The 17,260-nt window shown below is 73.1% G+C and carries 21 protein-coding genes and 2 tRNA genes; 8 read left to right on the top strand and 15 right to left on the bottom strand.

The annotated features are described in order from the left end of the window. Positions 1-23: 23 nt before the first annotated feature. The 3 genes from DSM104329_RS03675 to DSM104329_RS03665 form a co-directional block, all read right to left on the bottom strand. Positions 24-113: transfer RNA gene (locus DSM104329_RS03675), tRNA-Ser, on the bottom strand. 45 nt (positions 114-158) lie between these two features. Beyond that, positions 159-1,358 (bottom strand): aminopeptidase, encoded by a 1,200-nt coding sequence (locus tag DSM104329_RS03670; protein WP_259314041.1) that lies wholly within the window; start codon positions 1,356-1,358, stop codon positions 159-161. Between the two features lie 5 nt (positions 1,359-1,363). After that, positions 1,364-1,552 carry a hypothetical protein gene (locus tag DSM104329_RS03665; protein ID WP_259314040.1) on the bottom strand — a complete coding sequence of 63 codons (189 nt, stop codon included), beginning with the start codon at positions 1,550-1,552 and terminating at the stop codon, positions 1,364-1,366. An 85-nt stretch (positions 1,553-1,637) separates the two neighbouring features. Between DSM104329_RS03665 and DSM104329_RS03660 the strand changes: the two genes are divergently transcribed. From DSM104329_RS03660 to DSM104329_RS03645, 4 genes are all read left to right on the top strand, one after another. After that, positions 1,638-3,134: an MDR family MFS transporter gene (locus DSM104329_RS03660; protein ID WP_259314039.1), complete on the top strand. Its 1,497-nt coding sequence runs from the start codon at positions 1,638-1,640 to the stop codon at positions 3,132-3,134. A 116-nt stretch (positions 3,135-3,250) separates the two neighbouring features. Continuing rightward, positions 3,251-4,168 carry an FAD:protein FMN transferase gene (locus tag DSM104329_RS03655; RefSeq protein WP_259314038.1) on the top strand — a complete coding sequence of 306 codons (918 nt, stop codon included), beginning with the start codon at positions 3,251-3,253 and terminating at the stop codon, positions 4,166-4,168. After that, positions 4,165-4,782 (top strand): ferric reductase-like transmembrane domain-containing protein, encoded by a 618-nt coding sequence (locus DSM104329_RS03650; RefSeq protein ID WP_259314037.1) that lies wholly within the window; start codon positions 4,165-4,167, stop codon positions 4,780-4,782. Before DSM104329_RS03655 ends, DSM104329_RS03650 begins: the two co-directional genes overlap by 4 nt. Before the next feature lie 13 nt (positions 4,783-4,795). Next, positions 4,796-5,032 carry a hypothetical protein gene (locus DSM104329_RS03645; protein WP_259314036.1) on the top strand — a complete coding sequence of 79 codons (237 nt, stop codon included), beginning with the start codon at positions 4,796-4,798 and terminating at the stop codon, positions 5,030-5,032. On the opposite strand, the gene DSM104329_RS03640 is transcribed toward DSM104329_RS03645, so the two are convergent. Genes DSM104329_RS03640 through DSM104329_RS03605 form a run of 8 tightly spaced genes read right to left on the bottom strand, consistent with a single transcriptional unit; the run spans position 5,029 to position 11,453 of the window. Further along, positions 5,029-5,970: a VOC family protein gene (locus DSM104329_RS03640; RefSeq protein WP_259314035.1), complete on the bottom strand. Its 942-nt coding sequence runs from the start codon at positions 5,968-5,970 to the stop codon at positions 5,029-5,031. The two genes, DSM104329_RS03645 and DSM104329_RS03640, sit on opposite strands and share 4 nt — an antisense overlap. Continuing rightward, positions 5,967-6,599, bottom strand: coding sequence for a 4-carboxy-4-hydroxy-2-oxoadipate aldolase/oxaloacetate decarboxylase (locus DSM104329_RS03635; protein WP_259314034.1), 633 nt, complete (start codon positions 6,597-6,599; stop codon positions 5,967-5,969). The genes DSM104329_RS03640 and DSM104329_RS03635 overlap by 4 nt, the downstream gene beginning before the upstream one ends. A 52-nt stretch (positions 6,600-6,651) precedes the next feature. After that, positions 6,652-7,365: a PIG-L deacetylase family protein gene (locus DSM104329_RS03630; protein WP_259314033.1), complete on the bottom strand. Its 714-nt coding sequence runs from the start codon at positions 7,363-7,365 to the stop codon at positions 6,652-6,654. After that, positions 7,365-8,291, bottom strand: coding sequence for a DUF6282 family protein (locus DSM104329_RS03625; protein ID WP_259314032.1), 927 nt, complete (start codon positions 8,289-8,291; stop codon positions 7,365-7,367). Before DSM104329_RS03625 ends, DSM104329_RS03630 begins: the two co-directional genes overlap by 1 nt. Further along, the gene (locus tag DSM104329_RS03620) at positions 8,284-9,039 is read right to left on the bottom strand and encodes a DUF1932 domain-containing protein (RefSeq protein ID WP_259314031.1); all 756 of its coding nucleotides are present in this window, start codon (positions 9,037-9,039) and stop codon (positions 8,284-8,286) included. Before DSM104329_RS03620 ends, DSM104329_RS03625 begins: the two co-directional genes overlap by 8 nt. 1 nt (position 9,040) lies before the next feature. Further along, positions 9,041-10,165, bottom strand: coding sequence for a 5-methyltetrahydropteroyltriglutamate--homocysteine S-methyltransferase (locus tag DSM104329_RS03615; protein ID WP_259314030.1), 1,125 nt, complete (start codon positions 10,163-10,165; stop codon positions 9,041-9,043). A 13-nt stretch (positions 10,166-10,178) separates the two neighbouring features. Then, positions 10,179-10,817, bottom strand: coding sequence for a GntR family transcriptional regulator (locus DSM104329_RS03610; protein ID WP_259316179.1), 639 nt, complete (start codon positions 10,815-10,817; stop codon positions 10,179-10,181). 15 nt (positions 10,818-10,832) lie between these two features. Continuing rightward, on the bottom strand, positions 10,833-11,453 hold the full coding sequence (locus tag DSM104329_RS03605; RefSeq protein WP_259314029.1) for a hypothetical protein: 621 nt from the start codon (positions 11,451-11,453) through the stop codon (positions 10,833-10,835). A 61-nt stretch (positions 11,454-11,514) separates the two neighbouring features. Between DSM104329_RS03605 and DSM104329_RS03600 the strand changes: the two genes are divergently transcribed. Beyond that, positions 11,515-12,342 carry an SDR family oxidoreductase gene (locus DSM104329_RS03600; protein ID WP_259314028.1) on the top strand — a complete coding sequence of 276 codons (828 nt, stop codon included), beginning with the start codon at positions 11,515-11,517 and terminating at the stop codon, positions 12,340-12,342. 148 nt (positions 12,343-12,490) lie between these two features. Here the strand turns inward: DSM104329_RS03600 and DSM104329_RS03595 are convergent, their stop codons facing one another. Further along, positions 12,491-13,006, bottom strand: a complete 516-nt coding sequence (locus tag DSM104329_RS03595) for a methylated-DNA--[protein]-cysteine S-methyltransferase (protein WP_326924477.1) — start codon at positions 13,004-13,006, stop codon at positions 12,491-12,493. After that, complete coding sequence (locus tag DSM104329_RS03590; protein ID WP_259314027.1) at positions 13,003-14,487, bottom strand: AlkA N-terminal domain-containing protein; 1,485 nt, start codon at positions 14,485-14,487, stop codon at positions 13,003-13,005. The genes DSM104329_RS03595 and DSM104329_RS03590 overlap by 4 nt, the downstream gene beginning before the upstream one ends. Before the next feature lie 398 nt (positions 14,488-14,885). Here DSM104329_RS03590 and DSM104329_RS03585 point away from each other — a divergent pair, with 398 nt between their 5' ends. Both DSM104329_RS03585 and DSM104329_RS03580 read left to right on the top strand, forming a co-directional pair. Then, positions 14,886-15,203 carry a hypothetical protein gene (locus DSM104329_RS03585; protein WP_259314026.1) on the top strand — a complete coding sequence of 106 codons (318 nt, stop codon included), beginning with the start codon at positions 14,886-14,888 and terminating at the stop codon, positions 15,201-15,203. A 401-nt stretch (positions 15,204-15,604) separates the two neighbouring features. After that, positions 15,605-16,075 (top strand): dirigent protein, encoded by a 471-nt coding sequence (locus DSM104329_RS03580; RefSeq protein WP_259314025.1) that lies wholly within the window; start codon positions 15,605-15,607, stop codon positions 16,073-16,075. 219 nt (positions 16,076-16,294) lie between these two features. Here the strand turns inward: DSM104329_RS03580 and DSM104329_RS03575 are convergent, their stop codons facing one another. Further along, the gene (locus DSM104329_RS03575) at positions 16,295-16,717 is read right to left on the bottom strand and encodes an ester cyclase (protein WP_259314024.1); all 423 of its coding nucleotides are present in this window, start codon (positions 16,715-16,717) and stop codon (positions 16,295-16,297) included. A gap of 91 nt (positions 16,718-16,808) precedes the next feature. Between DSM104329_RS03575 and DSM104329_RS03570 the strand changes: the two genes are divergently transcribed. Next, complete coding sequence (locus DSM104329_RS03570; protein WP_259314023.1) at positions 16,809-17,024, top strand: hypothetical protein; 216 nt, start codon at positions 16,809-16,811, stop codon at positions 17,022-17,024. Between the two features lie 120 nt (positions 17,025-17,144). On the opposite strand, the gene DSM104329_RS03565 is transcribed toward DSM104329_RS03570, so the two are convergent. Next, positions 17,145-17,234 (bottom strand) — tRNA-Ser (locus tag DSM104329_RS03565). Between the last annotated feature and the right edge of the window lie 26 nt (positions 17,235-17,260).

Here is a 17,260-nt window from a genome sequence, read left to right as displayed (position 1 = left end):
CCCACCGCAGCAGGGAGGGCCAGCGGAGAGGGAGGGATTCGAACCCTCGGACGAGGTTGACCCCCGTCACGGCATTTCCAGTGCCGCCCGTTCAACCGCTCCGGCACCTCTCCAGGGCCTCGCGGCCGCGAAAGAGCGTAGCGAGGGTTCGCTTCGGATCAGATCTGCCAGACCCCCTCGCGCAGCACCGGGACCGCGTTGCCGTCGGCCTCCAGCCCGTCGACCTCGATCTCCGGCGAGCCGATCATGAAGTCGATGTGGATGTCGCTGCGGTTGATGCGGTCGATGTCGGCCTCGTCGCGCACGGTGAGCTCGTAGGCGGCGCCGAGCGCGATGTGGCTCGCGGCGTTCTCGTCGAGCAGCGTGTCGTAGAACACCGTGTCCATGGGGCCGATGCGGCCCTCGCGGTCGACGAGCGCCAGCTCGCCGAGGCGGGCGGCACCCTCGTCGCGGCGGGTCATCGCCTCCAGAACGTCGCCGCCGGTGTCAGCCGTGATCGCCACCGCGCGCCCGCCCTCGAAGCGCACGCGCAGCCCCTCGATCGTGGTCCCGCCGAGCACGAGCGGCTTCGTGGCGCGGACCTCGCCGTCGACCCGCTGCGGGTCGGGCGCGGTGAAGACCTCCTCGGTCGGGAGGTTGGCGATGTGCGAGATGCCCCCGACCGTGTCCATCGCGCCGCCGGTCCATGTGGACGACGGCAGCAGGCCGACCCGCAGGTCGGTGCCCTCGCCGCGGAACCGGATCGCGTCGAAGCCGCGCTCGTCGAGGCGCTCGGCCGCGCTCGCGATGGCGGCGACGCGGGAGCGCCACGCCTCGGCGGGGTCGGCCTCGTCGAGGCGCATGATGTGCACGAGCTGCTCCTCGAGGCGCGCGAGCGCCTCGGCGGGCTCGAGGTCGCGGTGAACGAAGCTCGCCCACTTCTCGGTCGGGCAGGGCGCCACGCACCAGTTGACCGTGCGGTCGTTGACGACCTTCATCGCCTCGGGGACGAACGGCAGCTGGTCCCTGCCGAGGCGCTCGGGCGGCAGGCCCGCGAACAGGGTCGGCTCGACCGGGCCGCTGAGGGCGATGCGCACACCGCGCATGTCGCCGAGCGCGAGCATGCGCTGGCCGAACCACGGCGGCACGAAGTCGAGGTCCTCCTCGCGCGAGAGCTCGATGCGCGCCTTCTTGACGTGCAGGTCCCAGACGGACACGTCGACGAACTTCGCGCCGTGGCGGTACGCGGACCGCACGATCGCGCGGGTCAGTGCCTCCTTGCCGGGCTCGCTGCCCACAGCCACGACCTGACCCGGCTGCACGTTGGCGCCCACGCCGACGATCAGGTCGGCGAGGCGCTCCAGCATCCCATCGTCCATCTCCGCTACCCCTCCAGGTCGCTCTCGGCCTGCTCGGCCAGCTTGTCGCGTAGATAGGCGGCCTTGTCGGCCCGCCGGCGGTGGACGCGCTCGTCGCTCTCCATCTCGGCCTCTTGCGCCTCGGCGTCCTCGGACGAAGCGCGGTCGGCCTGGATCGCCTTCAGCTGTTCGGTGGTCAGCTCGTCGTCGCCCACCGGGCGAGCTTAGGGACTCGCGGGCGTGGTCTCAGCCGCGGGGCTGGGTGTGCTACCCACCACGCGGCGCCATACTCTCGGATCGGTGAAGGGTCGAGCGGTCACCTTCGGGGCGATCATGCTGGCCACGCTCCTCGCGGCGCTGGACCAGACGATCGTCGCCACCGCGCTGCCGCGCATCGTCACGGACCTCGAGGGCTTCAACCACCTGTCGTGGGTCGTCTCCGCGTACCTCGTGGCCTCGACGGTGACGATCCCGCTGTACGGCAAGCTGTCGGACCTCTACGGCCGCCGCCGGCTGTTCGTCATCGCGATCTCCCTCTTCATCGTCGGCTCGCTGCTGTGCGGCCTGGCCCAGACCATGGGCCAGCTGATCGCGTTCCGGGCGCTGCAGGGGCTCGGCGCCGGGGGCCTGATCCCCCTGGCCCAGACGACGATCGCCGATCTGTTCCCGCCCCGCGAGCGCCCCCGCTACCAGGGCTACCTCACGAGCATGTGGGGCATCGCCGCGGTCGCCGGGCCGCTGGTCGGCGGCGCGCTCACCGACGTCGTCTCCTGGCGCTGGATCTTCCTCATCAACCTGCCGCTGGGCCTGTTGGCGCTCGTCGTCGTCGTGCGGACGATGCACGTGCCGCAGCAGCGCCGGGAGCACAAGATCGACTACGCCGGCGCGATCGTGCTCGGCGTGGCGATCACGTGCATCCTGCTCGCGTCGGTGTGGGGCGGGACGACGTACCCGTGGGGGTCGCCGGAGGTCGTCGGCGCGGCGATCGCGGGCATCGCCGGGGTGGGCCTGTTCCTGGCGATCGAGCACCGCGCGTCGGAGCCGATCCTGCCGCTCTCCCTGTTTCGCAACCGCGTGTTCGCCGTGTCCACGGGCGCGAACGCGGTGTTCGGCGCGGTCCTGTTCTCGGTGTCGATCTACGTCCCCGTCTACCTGCAGGGCGTGCTCGGCGACTCGGCGACGATCTCCGGGCTCGTGCTGATGGGGTTCTCGGTCGGGTGGGTCACCGCGGCGTCCCTGACCGGCAACGCGATGTCGCGGACGGGCCGCTACAAGCCGTTCCCGATCGCCGGCGCCATCTGCGTCCTGGCCGGCGTCAGCCTCCTGACGCAGCTCGACAGCGACACGAGCCACGCCCTCGCCGTCGTCTTCCTCACCATCGCGGGCATCGGCATGGGGCTGAGCGTCCAGGCCTACGTGGTGGCGACGCAGAACGCGGTCCCCGTCCCCCAGCTCGGGACCGCCACGGCGGCGCTCGTCTTCTTCCGCTCGCTCGCGGGCAGCCTCGCGGTGGCCGGGCTCGGCGCGCTGCTGAGCAACCGGCTCGCGGCCGAGCTCACCGACCGGCTGGGCAACGCGGCGCTGCGCGTCGACACGAACCGGCTTCTGCAGGGCGGCCGCGTGGCCCCCGAGCTGAGCGAGCGCACGCACGACGCGCTCGCGTCCGCGCTGCAGCCCGTCTTCCTGGTCACCGCGATCATCGCCGTGGCCGGGGTCGCCTGCGCGCTGATGCTCGAGGAGCGCCCGCTGCGCACCCAGCAGCCGAGCCCGGAAGAGCCGTCGCGGCAGTCCGCGTAGACGCCCAGGCGCGCGGCGTGCCGGCGCCGGCGCATGTCGGAGGTCGGATGCGACGCCCAGCAATCTCCCAGGGTCGCCACATGCTCTGTTGAGCGTGCGGGCGCAGCCTGTCTGGCATGTCCACGTCAGCCACCGTCAGCCGGGCCGCGGCGCCGGCGACCATCGCCGAGCAGCGCCGCCGCTTCGCGTGCTTCGGCACGACGGTCGGCGTGTCCGCCGGCGGCGACGACCGCCTCGCCGTCGCCTGCGCGCTGGCCGGCGCCCGCGCGATCGCCGAGGACGCCCACCGGCGCCTGACCCGCTTCGAGCCCGGCAGCGAGCTGTCGCGCCTGAACGCCGACCCGCGCGGCGCGGTGCCGGCGAGCGATCTCCTGCGGACCTTCGCCGCCGCTGTGCGCTGGGCGGGCGACGCGTCCGGCGGGCTCGTCGACGCGACGTGCCTCGCCGCGGTCGAGGCGGCCGGCTACCGCGAGCACTTCGACCCCGCCCGCGTCGAGCGCCTGCGCCGCGACCGCCCCGCCTCGCCGCTGCCCGGCGAGTGGCGGCTGGTCGGCGTGCGCGGCGACGAGGTCGTGCGGCCGGCCGGGGTCCGGCTCGACAGCGGCGGGCTCGGCAAGGGCCTGGCCGCCGACCGCATGGCCGGCACCCTCGCGCGCTGCGCCTCGTGGGCCGTCGACTGCGCGGGCGACCTGCGCCTCGGCGGCGCCGCCGGCCTGCTGCGGCCCGTCGACGTCGGCGACCCGTTCGACGACGAGCGCGTCGTGCACCGCTTCCACCTCGCCCGCGGTGCCGTGGCGACGAGCGGCGTGACCCGCCGGCGCTGGGCCGGCGGCCACCACCTCGTCGACCCGCGGACGGGCGCGCCGGCCGACACCGGCATCGTGCAGGTGACGGCGCTCGCCGACCGCGGCGTCGTGGCCGAGGTCCGGGCCAAGGCGGCGCTGCTCGCCGGGCCCGACCACGCGGCGGAGCACCTGCCCGACGGCGGGCTGTTCGTGACCGCCGACGGCCGGCCCCACCTGGTGGCGCGATGACCGCCGACCACCACCTCTTCTGGATCACGAGCCGCGCCGCGGGCATCACCGCGCTGCTGCTCGCCAGCCTCGCCGTGTCCGCCGGGCTGCTCATGGGCGGCCGCCTGATCCGGGGCCGCCGCGCGCAGGACCTGCGCTCGCTGCACGAGGTCCTGTCGCTGGCGACGCTCGTCGCGCTCGCCGTCCACGGCCTCTCGCTGCTCGGTGACAGCTACCTGCGCCCGTCGCTCGCCGACATCGCGATCCCGCTGCACTCCAACTACCACCGCTGGTGGACCGCGGCGGGGATCGTCGGCGCCTGGGCACTGGCGCTGCTCGGCCTGTCCTACTACGCGCGGCGGCGGATCGGCACCGCCCGCTGGCGCAGCCTGCACCGTTTCACCGCGCTCGCCTGGGTGCTGGGCGTCGTCCACTCGCTCGGCGAGGGCAGCGACGCCGGGCGCGCGTGGTTCCTGGTCATGGTCGCGCTCGTCGTCGGGCCGGCCGGCGGCCTGCTGGCGGTCCGCATGACCCGCCGGCGGTCGTCCCCGCCGCTGCCCGCCCCCCGTCCCGTCGATCGAACGAAGGAGCCCATCCGTGCCCCCGAGCGCATCTTCACCTCCTACCCCGCCTGACCGCCGCGCCCGCGTGCGCCGCGTGCGCCGCGTCGTCGTCGCCCTGAGCGTCGCCGTGTTCATCGCGCTGTGGGGCGTCGTCTACGCCACCGTGCGCAGCGGCGAGTCGCTGGCCTCGCCGAGCACGGCCTCGCCCGCGCAGACCAGCGGCGACACGAGCACGTCGAGCGGCGACGCGTCGTCGGCGCAGGCCCCGAGCCAGACCCCGAGCCAGACCCAGCTGCCGCCCGCCTCGACCAGCCAGTCCTAGGTGCCGGCGACCGGCGGCGTGCCGTACGTGTGGAACGTCTCGACCGTCTTGACCCGCCAGGCCTGCCCGAGCCGCCGCTCCTCCTCGGTCCACACGACCGTGACCGGGTCGGGGTCGTACTGCAGGTAGCCGCCGGTGGTCACCTCGATGCGGTTGCCGCCCGGCTCGTAGCCGTAGAGGAAGAACCCCTGCGCGATCGCGTGCTTCGACGGGGCCGCCTCGATGTGGACGTCGTTGTCGAGGAAGATGTCGGCGGCGCGCAGGCACTCCTCGCGCGTGTCCACCCAGAACGCGAGGTGGTGCAGACGGCCGCGGGCGCCGTACGCGTCGGCGGTGTAGATCAGCTCGTGGGCGGCGATCGTCACGCTCATCCACGCACCGGCCTCCGTGCCGTCGTCGAGCTCGATGCGCTCGTAGAGGCGGTAGCCGAGGGCCTCGGTCGCGAACATGCGGTTCGCGCGCACGTCCTCCGCCAGCACGTTGCAGTGGTCGAGGCGCTTGACCGCGCAGCCGCGGCCGGTGTAGCGCTGCGGCTGGTTCTTCAGCGACGGCCGCAGGTGCTCGGGCGGCGAGTAGCGCTCGGTCTCGTAGTAGAGGTCGAAGGCGTGGCCGTCCGGGTCGCGGAAGCGGTAGGACGGCCCGCGCCCGACGTCGCCGTCGTGCCAGCCCGCGCCGAGCCCGGTCGCCTCGACCAGCGCGACGCGGCGCTCGAGCGCCTCGGGGCTGCTGGCCCGCAGGCCGAGCACCGCCAGCCCCGACGTCTCCGAGGCGGTGAGCTTGAGCGAGTGGCGCTGGTAGTCGCCCCACGCGCGCAGGTACGCCGAGCCGCCCTGCTGCGCCTCGACCTCCATCCCCATCACGTCGACGAAGAACCGCAGGCTCTCGTCGAACGCCGGCGTCAGCAGCTCCGCCGGGCCCAGGTGGGCGATGTCCATCATGGGGCCGCTCCCTCCACCCGCTCGCGCAGACCGTCGAGCTCGTAGGACAGGGCGCCCGCCTGCAGCTTGGCGCGCTTGACCGCCTCCTTGCGCTCGCGCTCCTGCGAGGCCGCGAGCACCTCGTCGACGCGCTCGGCCTCGACCACCGCGACGCCGTCGGCGTCGAGCACGAGCACGTCGCCGGGACGGATCGTCGCCCCGCCGACGGCGACCGGCACGTCGAGCGCGCCCGAGACGTCCTTCGCCGCACCGTGGACGCGCACCCACCGCGCCCAGATCGGGAGGCCCATCTCGCGCAGCTCCTCGACGTCGCGCACCGCGGCATCGACGAGCACCGCGGCCGCGCCGCGGACCTGAGCCTGCGTGGCGAGCAGGTCGCCGACGAGCGCGACCGGCGCCGGCTCGGGCATCGTGAGCACGAGCACGTCGCCGGGCGCCAGCGCGGCCATCGCGGCGTGCACCATCAGGTTGTCGCCCTGCCCGCAGCGCACCGTCCGCGCCGGCCCGGCGGCGCGGGAGCCGGGGACGATCTGGTGCAGGTCGAGGTCGACGTAGCCGCGCCGCCCGCCCGCCTCGTAGACGGTGGCCGAGCCGAGCCGGGCGAGCTCCGTGATCGTGTCGCTGCTCACGATGAGACCTCCCGCAGGGTCGTTGCCGCAGTGTGTGAGTGCCCGCAGGGCATCACAGCTCGCTCACCACCTGCGGGATCACCCGCTGGAACGCCTCGGCCTGGCGCACGTCCTGGTCACCGGACGCGCGGCGCGCGTGGTTGGCGCGGTGGCCGGCGCGCTCGGCGTAGTAGGTCTGCAGGTACCTCTGCGCCTGCATCTCGGCCATCGCCGCCTGCTTGCGCTCGAAGACCGCGGTGATGTCGACGAACGTCGTCGGCGTGAAGTTGCACAGCTCGGGCTGATGGGGCTCGAACAGGAACAGCGCGGGCGGCCTGATCGTGGCGAACGCGCTGCGGACCCCGGCGCCCGCGGCGAGCCCGCGCGCCCGGTCGACCGCGCCGTACGCGATCGGATGGTCCGGGTTGAACGGGTCGGTGTCGGTGTGGGTGACGAGGACGTCGGGCGCGAACGCGCGGATGACCTCGGCGATCTCCAGCAGCCGGTCGCCGTCGACCTGCAGCGGGTAGTCGCCCATGTCGAGGCAGCGGAGGCTCGCGCCGAGATGGTCCGCGGCGCGCTCGGCCTCGCCGTGGCGGATCTCCTTGACGTTCTCGACCGTCTGCCCCTCCTGCTTCCACAGCTCGCCGGACTCCCCGCGTTCGCCGTAGGACAGCGCGATGACCTCGGCCTCGCCGCCGGCCGCGGTGCACGCCGCGATCGCCCCGCCGGCGCGCCAGACGAAGTCCGCCGAGTGGGCGCCGATGACCTGGATGCGACGGGCCATCAGAGCGCCTCCAGTCCCGCGATCCGCCGCGTGTTGGTGACCGCCATCGTCGCGACCTCCTCGTCGCTGAAGCCGGCCTCGAGGAAGCGGTCGGCCATCAGGGCCATGCCGTCCTCGACCGGCGGGTTGAACCTCTGGCCGAGGTCGGTCGACCACAGCGTGCGCTCGGCGCCGACCGCGCGGGTCGCCTCGAAGAAGCGCTCCCACGGCGCCTTGCCCGTGTACGTCGTCGTGAAGCAGCGCTCGAGCAGCGCGCCGCGCTCGGCCAGCGCGACCTGGTCGGCGGCCGACACGTTCTGCGATGGGAACTCCGGGTGCGTGACGACGATCTGGCGCACGCCCGCCTCGACCGCCCCGTCGACGAGCGTGAAGATCTCGTCGCGCGAGAGGTGGCCGGTGCACAGGACCATCTCGTGGCGGGCGATGACGCCGAGCACCTCGCGCGCCTCCGGCAGCAGAGCGCCCGCCCCGTCGACCACCGGCACCGGCTCGCACGCCAGCCCGGCCTCGCGCAGCGACAGCTCGAAGCGCACCCAGACCGGCACCTTGCCGTTCGGATCTGCCTTCAGCACCTCGTGCTGCTCGTTGACCGAGGAGACCGTCGGAAACCACACGACGCGCGCCCCCTCCCGCGCCGCGATCTCCACCGCGAGCGGGTTGAGCCCGCCGATGCTGCGGTTCAGGGTGATGGTCCCGAGCACCGTGACGCCCGGCACCGCCTCGGCGACGACCTGGGCGCGCTCGGCGGTCGACGTGTAGTGCGACTTCAGGCCGAACCCGGCCTGCCCGGTCTCCAGACAGCGGCGGGCCAGGCCGACGTCGGTGATGCGCCGGTCGACGAAGTCCGGCGCGATGTGGACGTGGTAGTCGACCGCGCCGCGCACCAGCTCACGCGCGCGGTCGCTGGGCTCCGGGTGATCAGCCACGTTGCAGCTCCTGCAGCCAGGCGGCGGCCGCCTCGGCCACGCGCGGTCGGACGCCGAGCTCATCGAGCATCGCCGCCGCTTCCTCCATCTCGCGCATCCGGCGCTGCGCGTGCCGGATGCTGCCCGTCTCCATGTGCGCGGCGAGCGCGCCGTCGGCCGACTCGAAGACCGAGACGATCTGCTCGCGCATCCACGCCTCCTCGCCCGCGGCGCGCGCGGCGGCGAGCGCCTCGGTGACGACCGCCGCCATCCCCTTCCACAGGACGCTGCGCAGCAGCTTGCGCTGGGCGGCGTCGCCCGGCCGCGCGCCCACCGTCTCGACCGGCATGCCGAGCGCCCCGAGCGCGGCCGAGAACGCTTCGGCACCGGGCCCGGACGCGAGCGCCGGCGTGCGCAGCCCGTGGTCCGGCACCGGCGCCATGAGCGCCACGTCGGCGAACGCGGCGCCGGTCGGCGCCACGAGCGTCGCGAGCTCCTGCTTGAGCGCGGCGCCCGAGGTGTTGAGGTCGGCGTAGAGCTGGCCGGGCCGCAGCGCGCCGGCGGCCGCCTCGGCGGCCTCCCGCGCATGCGCCGCGGTCGTCAGGCTCAGCACGACGTCGGCCCCCGCCGCCGCCTCGGCCTCGCTGCCCGCGTCCGGTCGGGTCGCGGGCAGCGGGTCGTAGCCGCGCACCGTCGCTCCCGCCGCGCGCAGGTCGGCCGCGATCAGCCCGCCGGCCTCGCCCAGGCCGAGGATGCCGACGACGGTCACCTCAGCCCCAGACCTCGGCCGCGGTCTCGACGATCAGCGCGAGCTTGGCCCTCTGGTCGTCGTGCGTGAGCTTGTTGCCCTCCCACGTGCTCGAGAACCCGCACTGCGGCGACAGGCACAGCTGGTCGAGGTCCACGAACTTCGACGCCGCCTCGATGCGCCGCTTGAGCATGTCCTTGTCCTCCAGCTCGGGGCGCTTGGTCGTCACCAGGCCGAGCACGACGACCTTGCCCTTGGGCACGAAGCGCAGCGGCTCGAAGCCGCCGGAGCGCTCGTCGTCGAACTCGAGGAAGTAGCCGTCGACGTTGAGGTCGCCGAACAGCGCCTCCGCGACGAAGTCGTAGCCGCCCTCCGCGGCCCACATCGACTGGTTGTTGCCGCGGCACAGGTGCGTCGTGATCGTGAGGTCGTCCGGACGGCCCTCGATCGCGCGGTTGAAGTTCGCGATGTACTGCTCATGCAGGTGCTCGGGATCCCCGCCGATCTCGGCGATGTGCTCGCGCTGCTTCGGGTCGTTGACGTAGGCCAGCGACGTGTCGTCGAGCTGCAGGTAGCGACAGCCGAGGTCGTAGACGGCCTGCATCTCGTCGTGGTAGGCGCTGGCCAGGTCGCTCCAGAACTGCTCGACGTCCGGGTACACGGACTGGTCGATCGACGAGTTGCCGCCGCGGTAGTGGACCATCGACGGCGAGGGGATCGTCAGCTTCGGCATGATGCGCTCGTCGACGTTGTCGCGCAGGAAGCGGAACGCGTCGCCGAAGATCGTCTCGCGCAGGCCGATGCGCCCGTCGACGTGCATCGCCGGGGGCGCGTAGTCGTACTCGCCCTCCTCGTTGCGGAACTGCACGTGGATCGACTCGCCCTCGACCTGCGAGACGCCGGCGAGCGAGTAGATGAAGTCCATGTGCCACGACGTGCGGCGGAACTCGCCGTCGGTGGCGCTCAGTAGGCCTACGTCGCGCTGCATGGCGATCGCCTCCAGGATCGCCTCGCCCTCCTTGCCCCGCAGCTCGTCGTCGTCGATGCGCCCGGCCTTGTGGTCGTCGCGCGCCTGCAGCAGCCACTTCGGACGCAGCAGGCTGCCGACGTGGTCGGCGCGGAACGGCGGCGTGGTGCGGGCGGGCATGCTGGGCTCTCCTCTACTCGGGTGAGGCGGACAGGGTCTGGGCGACGTGGGACAGGTGGAGGCGCATGGCCGCCTCGGCGGCATCGCCGTCGCCGGCCTCCAGCGCGCCGACGATCGCCGTGTGCTCGGCGAACGACCGCTCGGGCCGGCCGGGCACGAGGATGGTGCGGAACTGGAAGCGCACGAGCTGCGAGCGCATGGTCGAGATCAGCCGCTGCGCGGTGGCGTGGCCGCTGATCTGCAGGATGCGGCGGTGCAGGACGGCGTTCTGGTCCGAAGCGCCGAGCAGGTCGCCGGCGTCGAGCCGCGTCCGCATCCCGGCGAGGATCTCGCGCAGCCCGGCGACGTCCTCGGGCGTCGCGCGGCGGGCGGCGTGCCGCGCGGCCAGCCCCTCGAGCATGGCGCGCGCCTCGAGGATCTCGACCGCCTCGTGCTCGTCGACGAGGCGCACCTTCGCGCCGCGGTGGCGCTCGCGCTCGACGAGGCCCTCGGACTCGAGCCGGACGAGCGCGGTGCGGATCGCGGCGCGGCCGACCCCGAGGCGCTCGCTGAGGTCGAGCTCGACCAGGCGCTCGTTGGGCTGAAGGCGACCGGTGACGATCTCGTCGCGCAGGCGGACGTAGCCGTCGTCGTCACGATTGTTGACAATCATGTCCACGACGGGACCTTATCGGAGCCCGCGTGCGGATTGGTCGACCTGAATTGGGTAGCCGGCGCGCAGCACGGCGACGCTCGCGGGCGGGGTGATCACGGTGGCGGTCCCCTGCCGCGGACGCCGGCGGCGCGCGCCGTAGCCCTCGGTCGTCCACTCGACGAGCTCGGCGCCGCGGACGAGCGCGGCGCGATCACCGGCCCGGACGAACGTGCCGTCAGGCAGCTCCGGCCACGCCAGCTCGTGCAGGCGGCGGCGGTGTGTCCCGCGCACGATCCGCTCGCCGTGCAGGCGGCGGTTCATCTCCGGCGCGCCGGGCAACGCGCCGCCGAGGCCGTCGGCCCAAGCCTGCTGGTAGTTCACGTAGGCGGCACGGCGGCACTCGCCACAGGGCCGGTGGCCGGCGGCGAACGCCACCGCCTCGTCGTAGAAGTACAGCCAGGTGAAGCCGTCCGGGCGCCACTGCTCGTTGCGGCGGTCCTTGAACTCCAGCGCGCACGTGATCCACAGGTCCCCGGCATGGAAGCGGACGATCTCGCGCTCGCGGTGCAAGCGGCCGCGGTTGCCGGTCCAGGCGCCGTGCAGCGGGATCGCCACGATGTCGCCCATCGGCGTGACGCGGTTGCGGCCGGGCATCCTCCAAACGGTGACACAGCCGCCAGCGACGGCGGGCCAGACCGACCAATACGCTCGCGCGATGAGCGACCTCTCAGGCAAGACGCTGATCATGAGCGGCGGCAGCCGCGGCATCGGGCTGGCGATCGCCCTGCGCGCCGCCCGCGACGGCGCCAACGTCGCGCTGCTGGCCAAGACGGCCGAGCCGCACCCCAAGCTCGAGGGCACCGTCTTCACCGCCGCCGAGGAGATCGAGCAGGCCGGCGGCAAGGCGCTCCCGATCGTCGGCGACGTGCGCGACGACGAGTCCGTCGCCGCGGCGGTCGCGCAGACCGCAGAGACGTTCGGCGGCATCGACGTGGTCGTCAACAACGCCAGCGCGATCGACCTGCGCAACACGTCCGAGATGGACATGAAGCGCTATGACCTCATGCAGGACATCAACGCGCGCGGCACGTATCTGCTGTCGAAGCTCGCGCTGCCGCATCTGCGCAAGGCAAGCAACGCGCACATCCTCACCCTGTCGCCGCCGATCAACCTCAACCCGCGGTGGGCGGGCGCGAGCCTCGCCTACACGATGGCGAAGTACGGGATGAGCCTCACAACGCTTGGGCTGGCCGAGGAGCTGCGAGGCGACGGGATCGCGGTCAACTCGCTGTGGCCGCGGACGCTCATCGCCACCGCCGCGGTCCAGAACCTGCTCGGCGGCGACGCGGCCATGGCCCGCTCGCGCAAGCCGGAGATCATGGCCGACGCCGCGCACGCGATCCTCATGCGCGACAGCCGCCAGGCGAGCGGCAACTTCTACATCGACGACGAGGTGCTCGCCGAGGAGGGCATCACCGACCTGTCGGGCTACGGGTACGGCGACGACCCGAGCGCGCTGCAGACCGACATCTTCCTCGACTGAGCCGACCCTGAAGGCAGGATCTCGAATGCGTCGACGTGTGACGGGCGCACCGCGCCGAAGCGGCGCCGGCCGAGCGTGATCAGGACCCGCGCCTCGAGACCCGCTGCGAGTGCCACGACGGACGCCTCGGTGCGCACCTGGATGAGGCTCACTGCAGCTGGAGCTGCCCGTCCACCGGCGCCGGCCGGTGCGCGGCCTCGTGCGCCAGCAGCCAGCGCTTGCGTTCCAGCCCGCCGCCATAGCCCGTGAGCCCGCCGTCGGCGCCGATCACCCGGTGGCAGGGGACGACGATCGCCAGCGGATTGCGGCCGTTCGCCAGGCCGACGGCCCGGAACGCGCCGGGGCTGCCGACCCGGCGGGCGAGCTCGCCGTAGCTGATCGTCTCGCCGTAGGGGATCTCCCGCAGCGCCTCCCAGACCCGCAGCTGGAACGGCGTCCCCCCGGGCGCGAGCGCCAGGTCGAACGCGGTCCGCTCGCCCGCGAAGTACTCGGCGAACTGGCGCACCGCCTCCGGGAACGCGGCGTCGTCGCGCAGCGCGTCGGGCGCCGGCGCCGCGGCGTGGCGCTGCTCGTGCATGTGCACGTGCGTCAGCGCCCCGTCGCGGGCGGTCAGGCTCAGCGGCCCGATCGGGCTGTCGATCGTCGCCGTCGTCATCTGGGTCATGCGGCCTCTTGGATCGATGTGGCCGGCCAGCGGTTGATCTCGTGATCGCCGGTCGACCACAGGTACTGCACGGCGTACGCGCGCCATGGCCGCCACGCGGCCGAGCGGGCGGTGAGGGCGCCGGGGGTGGCCGGCAGCCCGAGGGCCTCGGCGGCCCGCCGCACGCCGAGATCGCCGGCGACGAACGCGTCGGGATCGCCGAGCGCGCGCATCGCGATCGTGCCGATCGTCCACGGGCCGAAGCCGGGCAGCCGGCCGAGCGTGTCGAGCGCGGCCTCGCGGTCGCAGCCGGGGCCGAGATCGAGGCGCCCGCCGGCCAGCGCGTCGAGGAGCGCCGCCAGGGTGCGCCGCCGGCTCGCCGGCATCGCGACGGGCACCTCGCGCAATGCCTCGGGGGCCGGGAAGAGGTGCGTCAGCCCGCCGCCGCGGTCCTCCACCGGCTCGCCGATCGCGGTAACGAGCCGCGCGGCGTAGGTCCGCGCCGCGGCGGTCGAGATCTGCTGGCCCAGGACCGCCCGCACGGCGAGCTCGGGACCGTCGGCGCAGCGCGGTACCCGGCGGCCGGGCGCGGCGCGCACGATCGGCGCGAGCGCCGGGTCGGTCGCGAGCTGCTCGTCGACGGCGACCGGGTCGGCATCGAGGTCGAGCAGCCAGCGCGAGCGCGAGATCGCCGCGGCGAGGTCGCGCAGGTCGGCGAGCATCAGGCGGCACGCCACATGGTCGGCGGCCGGCGTGAGCTCCACGATCCCCGCGCCGTGGGTCAGCCGCAGCGTACGGCGATAGGTCGCGCCGCGGACCTCCTCGACGCCGGGCACCGCGGTCGCGGCGAGATGGCCGAAGAGGTTGTCCGGGCACAGCGGCCGGCGAAACGGCAGCCGCACGGCGATCGCCCCGGGCGCGGGCGTCGTGCCGTCGCGCGCGGCGGCCCTGCGGCGCAGATCGGTGGGCGACGACGCGAAGACCGCCCGTACCGTGTCGTTGAACTGGCGGATGCTGGCGAAGCCGGAGGCGAACGCGACGTCGGTCATCGACAGCGCCGTGGTCTCGATCAGCACCCGTGCGGTCTGGGCGCGCTGGGCGCGGGCGACCGCGATCGGCCCCGCGCCGACCTCGGCGAGCAGCAGCCGCTGGAGCTGGCGCACGCTGTAGCCGAGCTGCGCCGCGAGGCCGGGGACGCCGTCACGGTCGACGACGCCGTCGGCGATCATGCGCATGGCCCGCGCGACGACGTCCGCCCGCCCGTCCCACTCCGGCGAGCCCGGCGCAGCGTCCGGGCGGCAGCGCTTGCACGCCCGGAAGCCGGCCTGCTGGGCGGCCGCCGCCGACGGGTAGAAGCGCACGTTCTCCCGCTTCGGGGTCATCGCGGGGCAGCTCGGGCGGCAGTAGATCCCGGTCGACGTGACCGCGGTGATGAACCAGCCGTCGAAGCGCGGATCGCGCGAGCGGATGGCCCGGTAGCAGCGGTCGAAGTCCTCGGTCACGCCTGCCAGCGTGACCCATGGGGCGGCGGACGTCTAGCGGAATTGCGACATCACCGCTCCGCCCAGAGTTTGGATCCGCGGCACCACCAGAACGACAACGGCTGAGCACCGGCCTCTCTCGTCGGCGGACCTCAAAGGCCCGCTGCTGAAGCTGCGCCCGCGAGTGTGCCACCTGTCGGGTACGCAATACGCGCTTGCCGCCTTCAATCTCAGACCGCGGGAGCCATTGGAGCGGATCACCTTCCCGCGGGGCCGCCACGACCGGCGATGGCATGCTCGGGTCGGTTCGCACTCGCAGCAGCCGCTGCCGTGTGCGATTCGCGCGTGGGCCTCTGCAGCTGATCGCGTCAGTCGACGCGTGATCGTCTCGGCACTGGCCGTCGTAGCTGCCGTCAGCTGTGCTCCAGCGGCCGGTGCGGTTCGCTCTGGCGACCCTCACCGCGGAATTCGCGGAGTTCGCCGACGAGCCGTTTCGTCTGGAGCACGAGCGGCTCGAGAAACGCGACGCCTGGCCGCTCGCCGCCGGTGACGACCGCCGGGGACACGTCGCTCCGTTGGCCATCGACTACGTGCCTGTCGCGGTGCCCGCGGCGGCGTCGACCGTGGTCTTCGACGTCGATCTCGCGGCCGCCTCGTCCTTCACCGTCGCGCTGCTGCTGCCCGAGCCGGGAGACGCGACGGGCCTCAGCGCGGCGCCTGGTCGCGTCAGCCACTGAGCCGCTGCAAGGCGGCGGTCGACGATTGCAGTTCGTCGCGCGGTTTTCGAGGCAGATCAAGCGGCTTGCAAATGTGCTTCGTTTGCAGCGACTTCGCTCGGAGCCATGCTCGGCAGGGTAGGGCTTCGGGTAGTCGCGGTCCCGGTGACGAACTGCCCGGGGGGCGACGGCGCCCGGTGGCCCGTCCGGTCTTCAAAGCCGTTTCGGGTGTTCGAGCGAAACCGAACCGCACGCTGCCGAACTCGGCGTTGGCGGTGATCGTGCCCTCGAGGTCCGACGCCGCGGCGAGCGCGCGGGAGCGCCTGGCATGGATGGATCCCTGGCGAGCAGCGCGGCCAAGGCCTCGACGGCGGCCCATCCAACTGGTACGACACGCAGGTACCCGATCGAGGAGGCACGTCATGAGACGGGCTGCTTTGATGGTTGTGTCGCTGGCCCTCACCGTGGCACTGGCGGCCCCGGTCGCCGTATGGGCGGCAGGCGGACGGGGCGGCAAGAAGCAGGGACGCGTGCTCACCGTGATCGAGCATGCCACCACCGACGCCACGACGGATACGGGCGCCGCGGGCGACAGCGCCGGCGACATCCTGACGTTCGCCAACGAGGTCTTCGACCGCACCGACGCGCGCAAAGTCGGCACGGACCAGGGCTTCTGCATCCGCGTCGTGGTCGGCACCTCGTTTGAGTGCAACTGGACGACGCTCCTCGCCGACGGCCAGATCACGGTCGAAGGTCCGTTCCTCGACGCCGGCGACAGCACGCTGGCCGTCACGGGTGGGACCGGCCGTTACCGCAACGCACGCGGCTTCATGAAGCTGCACTCGCTGGAGAACGGAACGAAGTACTCCTTCGAGTTCCACCTCGTCGGCTGATCGCCCGGCGCGCGGCGGCGTCGGTCGCCCCGCGCCAGTAGCGCGCGCCGCCGAGCTGCGGTCGTGACAGCGTGGCTTGCGCTGGAGGCCAGGACGATCCGCCGCGGGCGATAGCCCCTGGGGCCGCACACGTGGCGACGTAGATGTGGCGGTCGCTGGAGACGACCGTGTCGTCGTGCTGTTGAGGCACGCCGTCGGCCTGGGGCGGCCGGCGCCCGCTCACGCCGCCGGCAGGCCTCCGATCTGCTGAAGCACGAATGCCCAGTCCTCGTTGAGCCACTGTTCGGCGATCCTGCCGTCGACGATCCGATAGGCCTCCATGCAGGTCCATTCGCAAGCGCGTCCCGTCGGCGGGACGCCGAACCACTCGCCCTTGTGGGTGCCGGTCACACGCGAGCGCCGCACGACGTGTTGCTCGCCGGCGTCGAGCCAATCGGAGTGGACGGCGAGGTCGGGAAAGCCCGCGCGGGCTCGCTCCTCGAGCGCCCGGAGGCCGTCGATTCCCTGCCCGTCGCCCATCACGCCCCAGTGGAATGCGATGTCCGCGTGGCAGACATCGTGGAAGGCCTCCAGGTCGTGGTTGTTGAGCCACTCGACCCGGAAGCGCTCGACGAGCGCCTTGTTCGTCTCGGCATTGGACATGGACGCGGACGGTAGTGAGCGCGGAGCGCCGCGTCGATAGCGCGACGGTGCGGCTTGGGAGGCCGCCATCGAGGAGCTCTGCAACCTGGGCGTGGCGGTCGTCGACGACGTCGGCTCCGGCGCCCTCGCCGAGGACCTGCCGCAGCTGGCCGGCGAACCGCCGGTGCGCCGCTCGGTGCGCGCCGGCGCCGATCTCGTGGCGTTCTCCGCCGACAAGCTCCTCGGCGGCCCGCAGGCTGGGCTGCTCGTCGGCCGCCAGGAGGCGATCGACCGCTGCGCGCGCCACCCGCCGATCTCGGGCAAATAGCGGCACGAGCAGTCATCCGTCAACGCAACTGCTGCCTGACCGCCTGGGCATCCTCGCGCCGATAGGCGCCCAGAAACTGACGAAACGCCCTTGTTCAGGGCGTTTCGCGCGTCTCGTAGGCGGAGGGGGAGGGATTCGAACCCTCGGTACAGGGGTTACCCGCACAACGGTTTTCGAGACCGCCCCGTTCAACCACTCCGGCACCCCTCCGTGAGGCGCATACACGGTAGCCAACC

The sequence above is a fragment of the Capillimicrobium parvum genome, from assembly GCF_021172045.1.
GTDB classification, from domain to species: Bacteria; Actinomycetota; Thermoleophilia; order Solirubrobacterales; family Solirubrobacteraceae; genus Capillimicrobium; species Capillimicrobium parvum.
Note: the sequence above shows the minus strand (reverse complement) of the source record. Positions and strands in the feature narration are given on the sequence as shown.

Bases quoted from the DNA above. Each gene is read 5' to 3' on its own strand.
- DSM104329_RS03610 (WP_259316179.1), bottom strand. From the start codon at position 10,817: ATGATTGTCAACAATCGTGACGACGACGGCTACGTCCGCCTGCGCGAC.
- DSM104329_RS03615 (WP_259314030.1), bottom strand. From the start codon at position 10,165: ATGCCCGCCCGCACCACGCCGCCGTTCCGCGCCGACCACGTCGGCAGC.
- DSM104329_RS03595 (WP_326924477.1), bottom strand. From the start codon at position 13,006: ATGACCCAGATGACGACGGCGACGATCGACAGCCCGATCGGGCCGCTG.
- DSM104329_RS03600 (WP_259314028.1), top strand. From the start codon at position 11,515: ATGAGCGACCTCTCAGGCAAGACGCTGATCATGAGCGGCGGCAGCCGC.
- DSM104329_RS03580 (WP_259314025.1), top strand. From the start codon at position 15,605: ATGAGACGGGCTGCTTTGATGGTTGTGTCGCTGGCCCTCACCGTGGCA.
- DSM104329_RS03650 (WP_259314037.1), top strand. From the start codon at position 4,165: ATGACCGCCGACCACCACCTCTTCTGGATCACGAGCCGCGCCGCGGGC.
- DSM104329_RS03655 (WP_259314038.1), top strand. From the start codon at position 3,251: ATGTCCACGTCAGCCACCGTCAGCCGGGCCGCGGCGCCGGCGACCATC.
- DSM104329_RS03640 (WP_259314035.1), bottom strand. From the start codon at position 5,970: ATGATGGACATCGCCCACCTGGGCCCGGCGGAGCTGCTGACGCCGGCG.
- DSM104329_RS03670 (WP_259314041.1), bottom strand. From the start codon at position 1,358: ATGGACGATGGGATGCTGGAGCGCCTCGCCGACCTGATCGTCGGCGTG.
- DSM104329_RS03575 (WP_259314024.1), bottom strand. From the start codon at position 16,717: ATGTCCAATGCCGAGACGAACAAGGCGCTCGTCGAGCGCTTCCGGGTC.
- DSM104329_RS03605 (WP_259314029.1), bottom strand. From the start codon at position 11,453: ATGCCCGGCCGCAACCGCGTCACGCCGATGGGCGACATCGTGGCGATC.
- DSM104329_RS03630 (WP_259314033.1), bottom strand. From the start codon at position 7,365: ATGGCCCGTCGCATCCAGGTCATCGGCGCCCACTCGGCGGACTTCGTC.